13 protein-coding genes and 1 tRNA gene are annotated in these 15,662 nt (G+C 30.5%); 2 read left to right on the forward strand and 12 right to left on the reverse strand.

The annotated features are described in order from the left end of the window. Positions 1 to 79: 79 nt before the first annotated feature. The 8 genes from spoVE to mraZ all read right to left on the reverse strand — a co-directional run bounded on the left by spoVE (position 80) and on the right by mraZ (position 9,327). Positions 80 to 1,186: a stage V sporulation protein E gene (gene spoVE, locus DY168_RS07505; RefSeq protein ID WP_115641204.1), complete on the reverse strand. Its 1,107-nt coding sequence runs from the start codon at positions 1,184 to 1,186 to the stop codon at positions 80 to 82. 21 nt (positions 1,187 to 1,207) lie between these two features. Further along, entirely contained in the window at positions 1,208 to 2,185 is a 978-nt protein-coding gene (mraY, locus tag DY168_RS07510) for a phospho-N-acetylmuramoyl-pentapeptide-transferase (RefSeq protein ID WP_242984082.1), read from the reverse strand. Positions 2,186 to 2,207: 22 nt separating this feature from the next. Further along, positions 2,208 to 3,596 (reverse strand): UDP-N-acetylmuramoyl-tripeptide--D-alanyl-D-alanine ligase, encoded by a 1,389-nt coding sequence (locus DY168_RS07515; RefSeq protein ID WP_115641205.1) that lies wholly within the window; start codon positions 3,594 to 3,596, stop codon positions 2,208 to 2,210. Positions 3,597 to 3,604: 8 nt separating this feature from the next. Further along, entirely contained in the window at positions 3,605 to 5,077 is a 1,473-nt protein-coding gene (locus DY168_RS07520; RefSeq protein WP_115641206.1) for a UDP-N-acetylmuramoyl-L-alanyl-D-glutamate--2,6-diaminopimelate ligase, read from the reverse strand. A 146-nt stretch (positions 5,078 to 5,223) separates the two neighbouring features. Continuing rightward, positions 5,224 to 7,404, reverse strand: coding sequence for a stage V sporulation protein D (locus DY168_RS07525; protein ID WP_115641207.1), 2,181 nt, complete (start codon positions 7,402 to 7,404; stop codon positions 5,224 to 5,226). A 36-nt stretch (positions 7,405 to 7,440) separates the two neighbouring features. Further along, positions 7,441 to 7,929 (reverse strand): FtsB/FtsL family cell division protein, encoded by a 489-nt coding sequence (locus DY168_RS07530; RefSeq protein ID WP_115641208.1) that lies wholly within the window; start codon positions 7,927 to 7,929, stop codon positions 7,441 to 7,443. Between the two features lie 16 nt (positions 7,930 to 7,945). Beyond that, positions 7,946 to 8,887 carry a 16S rRNA (cytosine(1402)-N(4))-methyltransferase RsmH gene (rsmH, locus tag DY168_RS07535; protein ID WP_115641209.1) on the reverse strand — a complete coding sequence of 314 codons (942 nt, stop codon included), beginning with the start codon at positions 8,885 to 8,887 and terminating at the stop codon, positions 7,946 to 7,948. Between the two features lie 11 nt (positions 8,888 to 8,898). Continuing rightward, complete coding sequence (gene mraZ / locus DY168_RS07540; RefSeq protein ID WP_115641210.1) at positions 8,899 to 9,327, reverse strand: division/cell wall cluster transcriptional repressor MraZ; 429 nt, start codon at positions 9,325 to 9,327, stop codon at positions 8,899 to 8,901. A 181-nt stretch (positions 9,328 to 9,508) separates the two neighbouring features. On the opposite strand from mraZ, the gene DY168_RS07545 reads away from it, so the two are divergent. Further along, positions 9,509 to 9,605: transfer RNA gene (locus DY168_RS07545), tRNA-Sec, on the forward strand. 100 nt (positions 9,606 to 9,705) lie between these two features. Here DY168_RS07545 and ychF read toward each other — a convergent pair. Next, positions 9,706 to 10,803: a redox-regulated ATPase YchF gene (ychF, locus tag DY168_RS07550; protein WP_115641211.1), complete on the reverse strand. Its 1,098-nt coding sequence runs from the start codon at positions 10,801 to 10,803 to the stop codon at positions 9,706 to 9,708. A 284-nt stretch (positions 10,804 to 11,087) separates the two neighbouring features. Here ychF and pdaA point away from each other — a divergent pair, with 284 nt between their 5' ends. Further along, on the forward strand, positions 11,088 to 11,924 hold the full coding sequence (gene pdaA, locus DY168_RS07555; RefSeq protein WP_115641212.1) for a delta-lactam-biosynthetic de-N-acetylase: 837 nt from the start codon (positions 11,088 to 11,090) through the stop codon (positions 11,922 to 11,924). A 57-nt stretch (positions 11,925 to 11,981) separates the two neighbouring features. Here the strand turns inward: pdaA and DY168_RS07560 are convergent, their stop codons facing one another. From DY168_RS07560 to hutH, 3 genes are all read right to left on the reverse strand, one after another. Beyond that, on the reverse strand, positions 11,982 to 13,154 hold the full coding sequence (locus DY168_RS07560) for a CD0519/CD1768 family membrane protein (RefSeq protein ID WP_115641213.1): 1,173 nt from the start codon (positions 13,152 to 13,154) through the stop codon (positions 11,982 to 11,984). Between the two features lie 36 nt (positions 13,155 to 13,190). Next, on the reverse strand, positions 13,191 to 13,832 hold the full coding sequence (locus DY168_RS07565; RefSeq protein ID WP_115641214.1) for a cyclodeaminase/cyclohydrolase family protein: 642 nt from the start codon (positions 13,830 to 13,832) through the stop codon (positions 13,191 to 13,193). Between the two features lie 182 nt (positions 13,833 to 14,014). Further along, positions 14,015 to 15,538, reverse strand: coding sequence for a histidine ammonia-lyase (hutH, locus tag DY168_RS07570; protein WP_115641215.1), 1,524 nt, complete (start codon positions 15,536 to 15,538; stop codon positions 14,015 to 14,017). Positions 15,539 to 15,662 lie beyond the last annotated feature (124 nt).

Raw genomic sequence — 15,662 nt, forward strand, 5'->3', positions numbered from 1 at the left:
ACCTAAAAGTAAATTAGAGCCTATATTTTCGGAATACATATTGACACCTCTATGCACTCCAACTAATATAGCCTCTACTTTAAATGCTGTCCGTCTGCCTAGATATATTAAGAAGTACACCCATAGCAATAAGATTTATAACTAAAGAAGATCCTCCATAACTTATAAAAGGAAGTGGCACTCCAGTTACAGGCATAGAACCTGTTACCACTGCAATATTTATTATGGCTTGAACTGCTATTATAGACGTTATTCCTGTAGCTAAAAGTGTTCCATAAATATCTTTTGCTTTAGATGCGGTTCGTATTCCCCTCCATATAAAAATTAAAAATAGTAGTATTATAAAAAGACAACCTACAAGCCCAAGCTCCTCTCCAATTATAGCGAATATAAAGTCATTATGTGGCTCTGGCATGTAATACGCCTTTTGTCTTGATTTACCAAGGCCTAGACCTAATATCTTTCCTGAACCGAGAGCAAGCAGTGATTGTATTAATTGATATCCATTTTTAACTGGATCTTTCCATGGATCTATAAAATTTAAAAGCCTATCCCTTCTATAAGATTCAGAGAATATAAATACTACCCCTAATGCAAAAAGACCTGGCGTAACTATTCCAAATAAGTGAAGTGCCCTCCCCCCTGCTACAAATAAAATTATAAGGGTAACTATCATTATAACTGATGCTATACTTAAGTTCTTTTCTAAAAGAATCATACCTGCATAAAATCCAGAAACTAAAAGATAGGGTACTATTCCGTATAGAAAGCTATTAATTTTATTGCCTTTGTATTCTAAACTTTTAGCCATGTACACTACTACTACATATTTTACAATTTCAGAAGGTTGAAATGATGCAGGACCAATTCGTATCCATCTTTGAGCACCATTTACTCCTTCAAAAGCAAAAACAAGAAATAATAGTGGAACACAAGCAATCATAAGTAGAGTTGTATATTTCTTTAACTTATGATAATCATAGTTCATAAATATACACATCGTTGTAACTCCTAAAACAGCCCAAAGAGCCTGCCTTTTTAAATAAAACATACTATCTTTCTTTCCATATAACGCTATATAAGAGCTGGCACTATAAACCATTATGACCCCTATAGCAAGAAGAATTAATATAGAAGCAAACATAATAAAATCTATTTGCTTAATATTCTTTTTCTTTTTTTTCATAAATATCCTCCTTAGTCAATTTTAAAAAGCAAGGAATCCTATTAAGCATAATATAACTGTTATTATTAAAAAACTAGTAACTATTTTTGTTTCTGGCCACCCGAGTTGTTCAAAGTGATGATGTATAGGTGCCATCTTGAATACCCTTTTACCTGTTAATTTAAAGGATGTTACTTGAATTATAACTGAAAGCGTTTCTATTACATAAATACCACCTACTATGAAAAGTAGCAGTTGTAGTTGAAGTGCCACAGCAACCATTGCTACAGCTCCTCCAAGTGCTAGAGAGCCTGTATCTCCCATGAATATTCTAGCAGGAAATGCATTAAACCTTAAAAATCCAAGTAGTGATCCAGCTAAAATCAAACAAAATATTGAAAGAGTATAATGCCCCATTCCAAAACTAACTAAGGCAAAAAATGTTATTACTAGTAGTGTAACTGATGTAGCAAGTCCATCAAGTCCATCAGTCAAATTTACAGCATTGGTAACTCCAGTAAAATAAACCAACATAAAAGGTATATATAGTATACCTAAATTTATGGTATCACCAGTAAATGGAATGAGTAATTCAGTTCCAATTTTACCATAAGCATAATAAGATAAAATTGATGATACAATAATAAGTAATACCATCTTTTGCTTTGCACTTAGTCCTTGGTTGTCTTTATGTCTTATCTTCATATAATCATCTAAAAAACCTACAAATCCGAATCCTATAAATGCGTACAGTGCAACCATGGCCTCATCACTTGGTTTTCCTATCATTATAATCATAGAAATTAAAGTAGATATAATGAAAATTATTCCTCCCATTGTAGGTGTTCCTGCTTTTTTCTGATGTGTTTTAGGACCATCTGACCTTATATTTTGACCAAATTTAAGTTTTGAAAGTATAGGTATTGCTATAGGTGCTAAAATTGACACTATTATAAACCCTATCAATATTGAAAATATATTATAATAATTTAATAAATTATTCATGCTGTTTATATTCATAACTCTTTAACTTCCCCCCTCTTTAGTTGTATATCTTTTTTAATTCTTCAGTTATTGATTCAAACTTCATAGACCTTGAAGCCTTAACTAAAACCAAATCTTTTTTTCTTATTATTTTATGAAGACTTTTTATGGCTTCATTTGTATTTTTAAATAAAAACACATTATATTCATCATTATACCCTTGTGCCATTTCTAAAGAAAATTCTCCAACTGCTACTAATATATCTATACCTTTATCCTTTGCATAACTCCCGATTTCTTTATGAGCACCTCTAGAATACTCACCAAGCTCCTTCATAGTACCAAGTATGGCAACTTTTCTGGATTTGTCTAAGTTTGCTTGAACATCTATGGCTGCCTTAATTGAATCAGGGCTTGAATTATAACAATCATTTATTATATCTATATTTTCCCCCTTTATTATGTCTAACCTCATAGAAGAGACTTCTAAAGATTTTAAGGATTCCCCCATTTGTTTTATATCTATGCCCATTAAATATCCACAACTGATAGCTAAAAGTGCATTTTCAATATTATGTACTCCTGGTACCGGTAAGCTTACTCTGCCTAAATCTTTTCCCTTATAAATCAAAGAAAACTCACTAGAACTTTCTTTTAAATTAATGTTATTTGCTTTAAAATCACTGTTATCTTTTGATATAGATGTTCTTACAATTTTAAACTTTTCACTATTTACTTTAAAAAGCATAGGATCTTCATTATTTATTATTAATATATTATCTTCTTTAAAAAAGTCTGTTATTTCCATTTTAGCTTTTAAAATATTATCCTTAGTTTTTAAATTTTGAATGTGAGATAATCCAATGTTTGTTATTACGGCCATATCTGGTTTTGAAACCTCCGCTAGGTTATGAATCTCATTTAAATTGCTCATACCAAGTTCAAGCACGGCTATTTCATAGCTTTCATCCATCTGTAATATCATTAAAGGGAGTCCTATGTGATTATTAAAATTCCCTTTAGTTTTAAAAACTTTAAATTTACTGCTTAAAACAGCTGACATCATATCCTTAGTTGTAGTCTTACCTGTAGATCCTGTGATTCCTATTACCTTTATATCTGATTTTTCTCTTTTATATTGAGCCATTTTTAATAAGGCTTCGTTGCAATTTCCAACTTTTATTATGATAAAATTATTGTATTTAGATAATAAATCTTCACTTTTAAAATTTATTTCATCTAATATACATAAACTTGCTCCCTTTTTTATTGCTTCTTCAATAAAATGATTTCCATTGAAATTATCACCTTTTAATGCTAAAAATATACTCTTTTCATCTATCTTTCTTGTATCAGTATTTATATCATTAAAATCTATTTCACCTTTTTTTAAATAAATATGCCCTTTTGTGCTTTCTACAATCTCATCTAAGGTTAAACCTATCATCATAATACCTACTTTCTACTAAATTTATTGTTTAATATCTCTTCTACTATTTCTCTTTCATCAAAATGGATGGTTTTTTCCTTTAAGACTTGGTAAGTTTCATGCCCCTTACCTGCAATTAATATAACATCGTCCTTTTTTGCTATGTAAATAGCCTTTTCAATAGCTTTTTTTCTATCTTCTATTACTATGCAATTTTCTTTATCTTTTATTCCTAACATTATGTCTTGTATTATATTAATGGGATCTTCTGACCTTGGGTTATCTGATGTAATTATTGTAATGTCGCTAAGTCTTTCCCCTATACTACCCATTATAGATCTTTTCCCTTTATCTCTATCGCCACCACATCCATAAACGCTTATAAGTCTACCTTTTGTGAGGTCTTTTAATGTAGATAATACATTTTCTAGACCATCTGGTGTATGAGCATAATCTAAAATTATATCAAATTCTAAATCTTTATCCTTAGCTACTGTTTCGCATCTTCCAGGAACTATAGACCTTTCTAATCCTTTTTGTATACATTTCATGTCTATGCCACTTTTAACACATATAGAAATTGCTCCAAGAGCATTATAAATATTATAATTTCCAGGTATACTAATTTTCATATCATATTCAGTGTTTTGAAAGTCCATATTAAAAGAAATTTCCTTTAGATAACTTTTTATGTTGTAAGCTTTAAAGTCTGATTCTGCTATTATAGAGTATGTGTTTTTTATTATATTTTCTTTTTTTATATCACTTAAAACTCTTTTACCATAAGAATCATCTACATTAATAGTAGCATATTCACTATTTTTAAATAACTTTAGTTTGCAATTATAGTAGTTTTCAAAAGTTTTATGAAAATCCAAATGATCTTGTGTAAGATTTGTAAACATGGATGATTTGAATTTAATTCCATAGACTCTATCTAGAGCTAAGGAATGAGATGAAACTTCCATAACACAATAATCCGTTCCTTCTTTAACCATTTCGCTAAGTAAACATTGCAATTCTAAAGATTCTGGAGTAGTTCTTTCAGAAGGTATCGGAGTTTTTCCTATAAAATTTGCTATAGTTCCTATAAGTCCTACTTTATATCCCGCTTCCTCTAATATAGACTTAATCATATATGAAGTTGTAGTCTTACCATTAGTGCCTGTAATTCCTATTAAGTTTATTTTTTTTGAAGGATTATTATAATAATTGGCCGCCGCTTTGGCTAAAGCTTTTCTTGTATCTGCTACTTTAATAACTGTAATACCTTTTACCTTAGGATCAAAATCAGTATTTTCTAGGACAATAACTTTTGCGCCTTTTTTTATAGCTTCATCTATATATAAGTGTCCATCAACTTTTAAACCCTTTATACAAAAAAACATATCATCAGTAGTAACCTTTTTAGAATTATATTCTATTTTCCTAATATCACCTTCAAAAACTTCGGATACAAATGTAAATTTTATTTCTTTAAGAATGTTTTTAATTTCCATCTTAGCATCTCCCTATATTAATATGCCTATTTAAATATATAAATTACGATATATTTAAATAGGTTTTGCAAAACTATATTATACTAAAATAATATTGGCATGTGGTATAAGCTTTATTCCACATGCCTAAAGTTTAAATATTTTAACTAATCAATTCCTGTAGGACTTAATAGTATATGAATATTTGTTCCGTACTTTACTATGGTATCTGCTTCTAAATTCTGTTCTATTACCATGCCGTCGCCTTCCATAGTAGCTTCTAGTCCTATAGAATTTAATATACTTAAAGCACCATCTTTAGAATATCCAGTTAAACTTGGCACTATAACTTCTTTATTATAATTATAACTTTTATCAGCATAAAGTAATATCTTTTTATTTTCCTTTATGGTATAGCCTGGTTTAGGACTCATATCATAAATACTGTCTAATTCCCCAGTTACTTCATAACTTAGATTATTAGACTTTAATATCTTTATAGCTTCTGCTTTTTTCATTCCTCTTACATCCGGAACGATAATATCTTTTAGAAGACTTTCTTCAACACTTTTATCATCTGAATCTGGCTTTATATGGAGATAATTAAAAATGTTATTAAAAACTTGCTTAGCTACAGGTGTTGCTATAACTCCTGCATAATATTCTCCTGAACTAGGTTCATCAATAGAAATAAATACAGTTATTTCAGGATCATGAGCTGGTGCCATTCCAACAAAGGAAGCTACATATTTACCATGTTCATAAGTTCCACTTTGTGAATTAACCTTTTGAGCAGTACCAGTTTTTCCTGCTATATGATAACCTTCTATATGAGCTCTCTTTCCACTACCTTGTGCAATAACATTTTCTAGATAACTTCTTAAAAGTTTAGTATTCTCTTCGCTGACTACCCTTTTTTCTCCATAATCTTCATAGGTCTTATAAACATTATTTTCTTCGATATTCATAATTTGCTTCATAACGTGTGGTCTTACCCATACTCCATTATTAGCTAGGGTATTAAAGGCTGCTAAAAATTGTATTGGGCTTACTGTATTTGTTTGACCAAAGGATATTGTAGCAAGATCTACCTCACTTATAGTCTCAGTTTTCTTAACTATACCTTTAGCTTCACCCGGAAGATCTATCCCTGTCTTTTGCCCAAATCCAAAGGCTTTAATATACTTATTAAGCTTTTCTCTTTGAAGCTTTTGACCAACATTTACAAATCCTACGTTACAAGAATTTTTTAATATTTCTTGAAAGTTTTGTTCTCCATGTCCTGTCCTTTTCCAGCAATGTATAGTTCTATTAGCAACCTTAATACTTCCATTGCACATAAATTTACTAGAATCATCAATAAGGCCTTCTTCCATTGCCCCAATTGATGTAATAACTTTAAAGATAGATCCTGGTTCATAGGTATCATTTACTATTTTATTTCTCCATTTCTTTTGAAGGTCATCCATAGACTCATTTTCTTCTTTAGGTTTATTAGGATTAAAATCCGGCTTATTAGCTAAAGCATAAACTTCTCCTGTTTTAGGATTCATAACTATTATAGATACATTTTTAGCTTGATTATCAATAAGCGCTTGTTCTGCTGCTTGCTCTGCAAATTGCTGAATTTTTTCATCTATAGTTAAAAATATATTCATACCTTCAGCAGGTTTTCTATACTCTGATATAGTGTGCTCTTTATCTGCACCTCTACTATCTATTTCTAAAATACTTACCCCAAAGGTTCCTGTAAGTTCTTTATTATAGGCTAACTCTATACCTGTAAGTCCATCTCCATCTATATTTGTAGTACCTAATACATGAGCTAAAAAGTTATTGTTTGGATAATACCTTTTAGTATCTGGAGAGACAATCATCCCCCCTATACCTAATGATTTTAACTTATCAGCCTCATCTTTTTCAATTCTTCGGATTAAATTTGCTGATTGCATAACCTTACCATTTGGAAGCTTTTTATCTAAAATTTTTAATACTTCTTTAGTTTCCATTTCTAAAACCTCAGAAATAGAAGCTGCTATACCCTCATTCGTTAAATCTTCCTTCTTTAAAAAAGATCTAAATGCATTCATATCTAAATCTGCCCTATAAACATTGGCACTTATAGCTAATTCCTTGCCATTTCTATCTAAGATACTACCCCTTTTAGCAGAAATCTTTACTTCACTAGTCCACTGTTCTTCTGCTCTTGCTGAATAATCTGGGGATTTTATTATCATTATGTAAAAAAGCCTAGTAATTAAAATAGTAAGAGATATAACAAAGAATATGAATATTGTTACTATTCTTTTACGAATTATAACTTGATCATTATATTGAATCTTAGACAATTATATACCTCCACTGAAGTGATAGTAGATGTAATTTTAAAATAATATATCTTTAAGTTTTTCAACTATATTAAGTTTTTCTTTATTCTTATTAACTTCTTTAAAGTTATTTTTTGAAAGATCAACAATGAGAGCCTTACTATTGTCAGGTTCCTTCATATTTAATTGTTTTTCTGCTGTGTTTTTTACACTTTCATAAGAGCTAACCCTTAGTATATCAATTTTTAATGCCTCATTTTCTGCCTCAACTTTTTGGATTTGATTTTTTACTGAAGATAAATCTTTTTGTATATTAAATATAATAGCATATCTACTAGTAAGTAGAATTCCTAAAGCAAAAATAATTAGTATATAACGAATAGTTGATTTTTTCTTTTGATTTTTTTCTTTTGATTTTCTTATTTCTCTTTCTCTTTTTTCTCTTTGTAGCTTTTTATATTTATCTTTTTTTTCTGTATTTCTTTTAAATTCTGGCATTAATGCGTTACTACCATTAATATAATTTTTCTGCTTTTCTACTATCAATTTATTCCCCTCCGCTTCACTTTAGAACTATTTTTTCTCCAACTCTAAGTTTTGCACTTCTACTCCTACGATTAAGTTCTACTTCTTCCGTACTTGGCTCTATTGGCTTTTTAGTTAATATCTTTATAATAGGTTTGTTTTCGCAAACACAAATCGGGAATTCTCTTGGGCAAGTGCAAGGGTTTGTAAGTGCTTTAAATTTGCTTTTTACAATCCTATCTTCTAATGAATGAAATGTTATTATTGCAATTCTTCCATTACCATTTAAAGAATCCACAGAATCTTCTATGGTTTTTTCTATTATGCCAAGTTCATTATTAACCTCAATCCTTATAGCTTGAAAAGTTCTTTTTGCAGGATGAGGTCCTTCTCTCCTAGCCCTAGCTGGTATTGCATTTTTAATTATTTCAACTAGTTTAAATGTAGTTTCTATTTTGCTTTCTTCTCTAGCTTTAACTATAAACTCTGCAATTCTTTTGGCGAACTTTTCTTCGCCATAGTCTCTTATAACTTTGTATAATTCATTCATTGAGTATTCATTTACAACTTCATATGCAGAAAAGTTCTTTGTTCTATCCATTCGCATATCTAAAGGTGCATCATGCATGTAGCTAAAGCCTCTTTCGTCGTTATCTAATTGATAAGAAGATACTCCAAGGTCCATTAATATTCCATCAACCTTATCTATATTTAAATTTCTAAGTACCTCTTTTATATCATAAAAATTACTGTGTACGTAAATTACATTTTCGTAATCTTTTAACTTTTCCTTTGCTGCTTTTAATGCATCTTCATCTTGGTCTATACCTATTAAAGTACCTTTTTTATCTAATCTTTTTAATATTTCTAAAGAGTGTCCAGCTCCACCTAAAGTACAATCCACATAAATTCCTAGAGGATTAATATTTAAGTTATCAATACACTCCTCCAATAATACAGAAACGTGTTTAAATTCCATAATTTACTCCTTTATATTCCTAATTCGCTCATTTTTTCAGCTACTTCATCATAATCTATATTTGTTTCGTTGTATTCGTCCCATCTTTCCTTACTCCATATCTCTATTCTGCTCATTACTCCAATACTTATTATTTCTTTGTTTATTTTACAATATTCTATAAGATTTTGAGGTATTAGTGCCCTTCCTTGTTTATCTAACTGAACTTCATTAGCACCTGAAAAGAAAAATCGTACAAAGGCTCTAGCGTCCTTGCTTGTTAATGGTAGCTTTTTTAATTTTTCTTGTAACAAATCCCATTCATCCATATCATAAATGTATAAACATCCATCAAGACCTTTAGTTATGACAAACTTATCTCCAAGGTTCTCCCTAAATTTTGAGGGTACTATTATTCTGTTTTTATTATCTATGGCATGTTGATACTCTCCCATAAACATTTATTTCCCCTCCACTCTACTCCATTTTAAACCACTTCACTTATTAATTCTATAAAAACATCAAAAAACCTTCTTAAAATCGAATAGATTTTATTTTTTCTCAATATAATTAATTCATAATCTTTAAAAATCCATTGTTGACTTTTTATAATATTTATTGTAAAATAACAAATGTACATATGGGAGTAGATGAGTGCTGGTGTGCTCGCCAGTCTTCAAAACTGTGTTGTGGTGCTAATACCATCATGGGTGGGTTCGATTCCCACATATTCCCGCCAAAAGTTAAAAACAAGAGTTTCAGATTTAATAATCTGAAACTCTTATTTTTATATCCAAAATTATCTTAATAAAATTGATTAAACATAAAATGAAAGTTTTCTATACATTGAATCTAAAGTTTACTACATCTCCATCTTTCATTTCATATTCTTTTCCTTCTAATCTAAAGAAACCTTTTTCTTTAGCAGCAGTTTCTGAACCTACTTCTACTAATTTATCATAACCTATTATTTCTGCCCTTATAAATCCTCTTTCAATATCAGAGTGGATCTTTCCCGCAGCTTTAGGCGCCTTTGTACCTTTTACTATTGTCCATGCCCTTACCTCTTGTGGCCCTGCTGTTAAAAAGCTAATTAACCCTAACAGTTTATAACTTAATGATACTAATTGATCTAACCCTGTCTCTTCTAATCCATATTCATTTAGCATTTCTTTTTTCTCTTCTTCTTCTAGGCTAGATAATTCCTCTTCTAATTTAGCACATATTACAACAACTTCGGAATTCTCTTTTTTTGCATACGCTTTTACTATTTCAACGTACTTGTTATTATGATTTCCTGATGTTAAGTCTTCTTCTGAAATGTTTGCTGCATATAAAACTTCCTTAGATGTTATTAAAAACATTGCTTTTATAAACTCTTGTTCCTCTTCAGTAGCCTCCATTGTTCTAACAGGTTCATTGCCTTCAAGGTGAGCTTTGATTCTTTCCATAAGCTCATATTCTTCTTTTGCCTTTTTATCTCCTGATCTTACAAGTTTTACGGATTTCTCCATCCTTCTTTCTAAAACTTCTAAATCTGAAAATATTAATTCTAAGTTTATTGTTTCTATATCTCGTACAGGATCTACAGATCCATCCACATGTACTACATTGGTATCATCAAAACATCTAACCACATGTATGATTGCTGAAACCTCTCTTATATGGGATAAGAATTTATTACCTAAGCCTTCGCCTTTACTAGCGCCTTTTACAAGACCTGCTATATCATAAAATTCTATATTAGTGTAAATCTTCTTTTTAGAGTTGTATATTTTTTCTAGTACTTCTAATCTGTTATCTGGTACATTAACCACTCCTACATTTGGTTCAATGGTGCAAAATGGATAATTAGCTGATTCAGCCCCAGCCTTCGTTATTGCATTAAAAAGTGTGCTTTTACCTATGTTAGGTAACCCTACTATTCCAAGTTTCATCGTATGTACAGTCCTTTCATCAAAATCTTGCTTTTTAAATTATACTCTATGGATAGCTTTATTTCAACTTATTGATTTATTCCTTTAAAAATTAAATATATTTCGTTACAAAAGTGTTGAACCTAAAAGTTTATATTTTTAATTTTAAGTCTTTATTACAAAACATAGAATACAAGTTATGTAATGCTATGTTTCCATAACTTTAACACTTATTTATACATAAACATAGTTAATACTATTATTATGGTTCCATTAGTTTTATTTAATTATATGGAGGTGACAATATGAAATTGAATACTTGTGCTAGTTATATCTTTTCTTTAACTATACTAATAAATAGTTTTTCAAATTTTAGTTCCATAAAAAATTTCACTAATAAATTATCTCAATATACCTATAATACTTCTGAAGCCGAACAAAAAGATCTAAGTACTAAAGAACTTAACTGGTACTTTAATCCAAGAAGCGATGGTCTTACACCAGAACCATCGAAAGAAGGAGCACATCTTTTAGAAAAATACGATGCTTACTATGTAGGCAACACTTCAGAAAAGGTTTTATATCTGACCTTTGATGAGGGGTATGAAAATGGATATACTAATGAAATATTAAATGTACTAAAAAAACATAATGTAAAGGCAGCATTTTTTGTGGTTAAGCCTTATGTTAAATCTAATCCTGATATAATAAAAAGAATGGTAGAAGAAGGTCATTTAGTATGTAACCACACTTGTAGCCACCCTTCTATGGCTTTAATTAAGGACAAAGATAAGTTTAATAAGGAACTATTAGATCTTGAAGTTGCCTATGAAGAGGTTACAGGTAAACAGATGTCTAAATATTTTAGGCCTCCTATGGGGAAATACAGTGAGCTAGCTTTAAACTATACAAAAGAATTAAATTATAAAACTATATTTTGGAGCTTTGCATACAACGATTGGGACATTAAAAATCAACCATCTAAAGAAAAAGCTTTAGAAACCATATTAAAGAGAAGTCATAGTGGTGCAATTGTGCTTTTACATGCCGTATCTAAAACTAATGCAGATATTCTAGATGAGCTTATAACTAAATGGGAATCAGAAGGTTATACTTTAAAATCTTTAGATGATCTTCCTTAAAAACAAAGGATAAAACCCTTAGGTTTTATCCTTTATTTTTAATTTAAAATCTTAGATTTAAGATAGTAACACGTAGATTAAATGGGCGCTAATTCCAGAACTCAAGCCACCTATAGTATGACTTAGAATAGCCTTTCCAGTTAGACTTCTACACTTTAATGCATCCATCATAGCAACATGAGTACTCAAATACCCACTCCAACACATTCCCATTGCTGTAAATACAGCTATTTCATTTCCGCCAATTAATCCTCTTTCCAAAAAGTTTGGTACAAGACTAATTGCTGCACCTACTGCTCCTAAAGAGGTAATTGGAAATGCTATAGCTTCTGGGTTTTTAAATCCAAGTAATGGTTCAATAATAAAAGATAATTTGCTGCCTACCCATGGTAATACAGCAACGCCTTCAAATGCCGCTCCAGTATATTCACCACTTGGGCTCGGACCATTAGTAATCATTAAAACTAGTGTGCATATTACAAGTACACCAGGTATTATCGATAACCCCATGTCCACACCAGTCTTTCCGCCTTCAAGCATAGATGAAAGTATTCTAGACCCTATACTTCCCTCCCTAATTTCTCTGTACTTTAAAGAATCTATAGCATTACCTGCATCTTCAGATGCCCACTTTTCTTTACCAAAATGTTTTTTAGTAAAGTGTAACATTATTCTAACACTTATAATACTTCCTATAAAAGCACCTATATTTCCTATAATAGCTGCTAAAAAAAAGTCTTCTCCAGTATTTGACTTTTGTCCCATCATAAATGTGGTTACTATTAATCCCATGCCAAAAGATGTCCCAAGGTTTGTTAGTGCAGGTATTTGATACTTCTTAAAATATCTCTTAAATCCCTTATCATCTGCAAGAGTTATTATTGCAGGATTATCGGATAAGTAAGTGGTGACAATTCCCAAAGCTGCAGCACCTGGCAAATCATATAGTGGACGCATTAGGGGTGATAATATTTTATTAATTATAGATATCACGCCAAATTCAGATAGTAACGCTGCTAAAGCACCTGCTATTACAGCTATACCCATTATAAAAAAAACTGTATTTAATAATAATTTATGAGAAGTATTCATAATAGTATTAAACATATTAGAAGTTCCCATTTGTCGCCCCATTAAAAAGAAAAAGGTAATAAATAAAATCATAGATATAAAGCCTTCTAAGCTTATAGACTTTTTCATTATCTTTTTAACTACATCCTTGTCTTCCATATATGATCCCCCAAAATTAAATTTTATTATATAATATTAAGCACCTATCTTATCTTCTACTATTTTTAATATTTCTTCCTTCTTAATTGAACCTTCTTTTATAAGTATATTTGTCTCTTTTAAAAGTGTTTCTTTTAACCTTATATCTTCTAAACTAGCTAAATTTATTTTCACATTAAGTGAAGCTCCCTCAAGCGCAGCTTGAATCATAAGAGCTGAAACTCCAGCATCTGATATAGCGTTAGCATTTCCATACTTTGCAGCAATCTCAATATACTTATATAGTTCAAAGCACTTTTCGGATAATCTTCTTGGAACTTCTAATGCTAGTTTATACGCTTCTTCTATTTTTAACTTTCTTAACTTCTTTTCATCTTCACTATCTTTAGGCATCTTATATGCATCCATTACCTTTAAGAATACACTTGTATCCTCTTGCATAATATGAAGATAATCTTCTCTTAAGCTTTCACTTTTCTTTAGTGCATTTATTATACATTCCTTTTCTGCATCTTCTAAATTTTCATAAGCCTTTTTACCTATTGTTAAGTTAAAAACCATACTACTTAAAGATGCAGCTAAAGTAGCTGACAAAGCTGCTGCGCTACCACCACCTGGTGCTGGTGATTTTGATGCTAATTCTTTTGCAAAACTTTCTACTGTTAATTCCTTTAACATTTAAATTCCCCCTAGCTTTATTATAATTTTTCTTAATATCATCATCTCTATAATATTATCATATCTATAATATTATCATATCTATAATATTATCATATCTATAATATCATCATCTCTATAATATTATCATTTCTGTAATATTAAATGTATATTATCTTATATTATCTTATATTTATTCTAATTTATATATTTATTCTAACTTTCTTCTCTACTGCTTCAATAATACTTCTATCTTTTAATATATTAGTACACTTATCTAATTCTTTATACATAATCTTATCTTCTTCAATAAAGTCTATGCTTTCTCTAACTACGTTATATGCTTCTTGTGTTCCCTCTCCTAGCACGAATCCTTCTCTAAAATCTAGTGCTTGGCACGCAGCCATAATTTCTGTTGCCAGTACTCTTCTAACATTTTCTAATATTTCTTTACTTTTTCTTGCAGCTATAGTTCCCATACTTACGTGGTCTTCTTGGTTTGCAGAAGATGGTATTGAATCCACTGAAGCTGGGTGCGCTAATATCTTATTTTCTGACACTAAAGAGGCTGCAGCATATTGTGTTATCATAAATCCTGAATTTAAGCCTCCGTTTTTAACTAAAAACGCCGGTAAGTCATTTAGTTGATAATTAATTAGCCTTTCTAGTCTTCTTTCAGATATATTTGCAACTTCTGCTAAGGCTATTCCCATAAAATCAAAAGCTAAGGCCATAGGTTGACCATGAAAGTTTCCTCCAGAAATAACATGGCCCTCTTTTGTTACTATAGGATTGTCAGTAACTGAATTTATTTCAATGAGAACTTTTTCTTTTACATAATTTATAGCATCTTTAGTTGCACCATGAACTTGCGGAACACATCTTAATGTATAAGCATCTTGAACTCTAAGCTCACCTTGTGATGTTACATAAGTGCTTCCCTTAACTAATCTTAAAACATTGTCTGCAGTGCTTATTTGTCCACTATAAGGTCTAACACTATGTATCCTTTCGTCATAAGCATCTTTTATTCCTCTTAATGCCTCTAAAGATAGTGAGGCTGCTATATCTGATATTTTACATATATCTATAGCGTCATATAATGTTATTGCACCAATAGCAGTCATAACCTGAGTACCGTTTATTAATGCTAACCCTTCTTTATAAGTCAAATCTATAGTAGGAATACCTGCCCTCTCCATAGCCTCTTTTCCTGGCATAATCTTTCCATTAAATTCTGCCTCACCCTCACCTAACATAGGAAGCACCATATGTGATAAAGGGGCCAAATCTCCTGAGGCTCCAAGTGAACCTTTTTCAGGAATACAAGGATGAACTCCTTTATTCAACATATTAACTAAGGTATCTAAAGTCTCTTCACTTATCCCTGAGTATCCTTTACATAAGGCATTAATTCTAAGTAACATTACCCCTCTTACTATTTCTTGTGATAAAAGATTGCCTGTACCACAAGCATGAGAGAAAATTAAGTTCTTTTGTAATGATTTACAATCCTTATTAGATATACTTACATCAGCAAACTTTCCAAATCCTGTAGTTACACCATATACAACTTTCTTTTCTTCAACTATTTTCTCAATTATCTTTCTGGATTCCCTTATACCTTCTCTTGCTTCTTTAGTTATTTCTACTTTTAATCCCTTTCTTACAACCAAAATAATCTTTTCTAAATCTAGCCCATTTCCATCTACTTCTATAATATTCATATTGGCCTCCTTTTAATTATTCACCTTATATATTCTGTAAAGTTTCCAATTTTCCTTCTATAAAATCTATTTTGAATATTTAGATGATAATTTTATACTTTGAACAGTGTTTTTAAAACTAAAA

Origin of the sequence: Clostridium putrefaciens (genome assembly GCF_900461105.1) — a bacterium.
Classification (GTDB): Bacteria; Bacillota; Clostridia; order Clostridiales; family Clostridiaceae; genus Clostridium_L; species Clostridium_L putrefaciens.